This window comes from Rubrimonas cliftonensis (genome assembly GCF_900107585.1).
Classification (GTDB): Bacteria; Pseudomonadota; Alphaproteobacteria; order Rhodobacterales; family Rhodobacteraceae; genus Rubrimonas; species Rubrimonas cliftonensis.
Genome location: NZ_FNQM01000073.1, coordinates 1 through 2,499, shown reverse-complemented (window position 1 = coordinate 2,499; position 2,499 = coordinate 1). Strand labels below are relative to the sequence as shown.

3 protein-coding genes are annotated in these 2,499 nt (G+C 70.4%); all 3 read right to left on the bottom strand.

Annotation, left to right across the window (positions count from 1 at the left end):
- Positions 1–24: 24 nt before the first annotated feature.
- Positions 25–1,656 carry an IS66 family transposase gene (gene tnpC, locus BLW43_RS22550; RefSeq protein ID WP_093257180.1) on the bottom strand — a complete coding sequence of 544 codons (1,632 nt, stop codon included), beginning with the start codon at positions 1,654–1,656 and terminating at the stop codon, positions 25–27.
- Between the two features lie 61 nt (positions 1,657–1,717).
- Positions 1,718–2,065 carry an IS66 family insertion sequence element accessory protein TnpB gene (gene tnpB / locus BLW43_RS22545; RefSeq protein ID WP_093257178.1) on the bottom strand — a complete coding sequence of 116 codons (348 nt, stop codon included), beginning with the start codon at positions 2,063–2,065 and terminating at the stop codon, positions 1,718–1,720.
- The gene (gene tnpA, locus BLW43_RS22540) at positions 2,062–2,460 is read right to left on the bottom strand and encodes an IS66-like element accessory protein TnpA (protein WP_093257176.1); all 399 of its coding nucleotides are present in this window, start codon (positions 2,458–2,460) and stop codon (positions 2,062–2,064) included. The genes tnpB and tnpA overlap by 4 nt, the downstream gene beginning before the upstream one ends.
- Between the last annotated feature and the right edge of the window lie 39 nt (positions 2,461–2,499).

Below are 2,499 nucleotides of genomic sequence, written 5' to 3'. Positions count from 1 at the left end.
GTACCCCTCCGTTGAGGGCCGCGGCTAAGCAGCCTTGACGGAGGGGCTTTGTTTGGCGGCCCAGTTCCAAGGCAGCAACTCGTCGAGCTTCGACATTGGCGTGCTGGCGATGCGGGCGAGGACGTCTGCGAGCCAGGCCTGTGGATCGACGTCGTTGAGCTTGGCGGTGACGATCAGGGTGTAGAAGAAGGCGGCGCGATCGCCGCCGCGTTCGGAACCGGCGAAGAGCCACGCCTTGCGTCCGAGGGCCACGCCGCGCAGCGACCGCTCGGCCGAATTGTTCGTGAGGCAGATCCGTCCGTCTCTCAGGAACGCGGTGAAGCCGTCCAAGCGGGTGAGCATGTAGTCCATGGCCTTGGCGACAGGGGCGTGCTTCGACAGTCGGGCGCGCTCGGTCATCATCCAGTCGCGCAGGGCGGCGACGAGCGGCGCGACCTCCGCCCGGCGGACGGCGAGGCGCTGGTCGGCGGGCAGGCCGTTGATCGTGCGTTCGATGTCGAAGACGGCGTCGATGCGGGTCACGGCCTCAAGCGCCAACGGCGAGATCGGCGGCGCCTTGCCGCCGCGCCGGGCGTTGGCGGCGATATCGGCCAGTTCGAAGAACTTGCGGCGCGCATGGCTCCAGCATAGCGCCGGCAGGATTTGTCCCTGCGCGCGCGTTGCGCCGAACAAGGCGTTGAAGCCGGCATAGGCGTCGGCCTGCAGCACGCCCGACCACTTTGCGAGATGTGCCTGGGGATGCTGGCCGCGGCGGTCGCGCGAGAAGTGGAACAGCGCCGCCGGCGGCGCCGGCCCGCCGAACGGCCTGTCGTCGCGCCCGTACACCCACAGCCGCGCGATCTCGGTCTTGCCCTTGGCCAGTAGCGGCACGGTGGTGTCGTCTGCGTGGAGGCGCTCGGCCGCCATGACATGCGCCGCGATCAGCGCGTGCAGCGGCGCCAGCGCGGCGGCGATCGCGCCGATCTGGTCGGCGAGCGTCGAGAGGCTGAGCTCTACGCCTTCACGTGCGTAGCGCTCGGCCTGGCGGTTCAGCGGCTGATGCTGGCCGTATTTCTCGAAGGCGATCATCGCGAGCAGGCTGGGGCCGGCCCAACCGCGCGGCGTGGGGTGGAACGGCGCCGACGGCTGGCTGATGCGCTCGCAGTCGCGGCAGGTGAACTTCTCCCGCACCGTCTGGATCACCTTCCACTGGCGAGGGATCACCTCCAGCGTTTCGGTGACGTCCTCGCCCATCTTCGCCAGCCGGCTCGAGCCGCAGGCGGCGCAGGCGCAGGGCGCCTCGATCACGACGCGTTCGCGCGGCAGGTGCTCGGGAAACGGTTTGCGGACCGGCTTGGCGCGCGTGAAGCCGGCGACCTCGACCTTCGCCTTCGCCGCGGCGGCTTCGGCGAGCGCCTCATCCTCGGAGGCGCTCGCCTCCATCTCTTCAAGCTGCAGCTCCATCTGCTCGAGCAGGCGCTGCTTGCGCTCGGAGCGCTGGCCGTAGAGCTCGCGCCGGAGCTTCTCGATCTCGAGCCGCAGATGGGCGATCAGCGCCTCGCTGCCCGACAGGATCGCCTTGGCGCGGGCGGCGTCCGCCGCGTTGGCGTCCGCGCGCGCCTCGGCCTTCGCCAAGGCCGCGCGCAGGGCTTCGATCTGGGCGGCGGCGTCCGTCATGGGACGGAGTTTACCGCATGGAGTCATGGGGTTGGAGCGAAATCGGCGTCCCGCCCGGCGATTATCCCGCCGCCTGCGGCCGCCAGGTGTGGCGCGGGTTGCGCCAGTCGATCCCGTCCAGGAGGTAGCCCAACTGCGCCGCCGACACCGCCACCGCGCCGTCGGCCGGCGTCGGCCAGATGAAGCGTCCTTTCTCCAGCCGCTTGGCGTAGAGCGACATGCCGACCCCGTCGTGCCAGAGAACCTTCAAAAGCGATCCGCCACGCCCGCGGAAGACAAAGACGTCGCCCGCGTGCGGGTCGCGCTTCAGGCCCTGCTGAACCATCAGCGCCAGGCCCGGCATGCCGCGGCGCATGTCGGTCACGCCGCCCGCCAGCCACACCCGCGCGCCCGGCGCAAACGCGATCATCGCCGGTCCAGCGCGTCGACCAGCCGCGCGACCGCCACGGCATCGACGTCTGCGCCAACCAAGAGCCGCCGGCCGTTGCACAGGACGATCTCGATGCGAGCGTCGGCGCCCGACGTCGCTGGCGGGTCCGCCGCCAGCACCACCGGGGTGAATGTCGGCGCGTCGCAAGGCGCGGCGTCGCTCCCGTCGATGAGCCGGCCTTCCCGCGCCAGGTCGCGCCAGGTGACCAACTGCGAGCGCGATATCCCATGCCGCCGCGCGGTGGCCGAAACCTGCCGCCGACCGGCCATGCTCTCAGCCACGATCCTCAGCTTCTCGGCGTCGCTCCACCGCCGACGACGGCCGACCTCCACAACCTCAAGCCGAGAAACGCAACTGTCCGTATGGGCGCCCATAAGGACAGGTACGATCAAGCCGCCTCAGCACGGAAGACG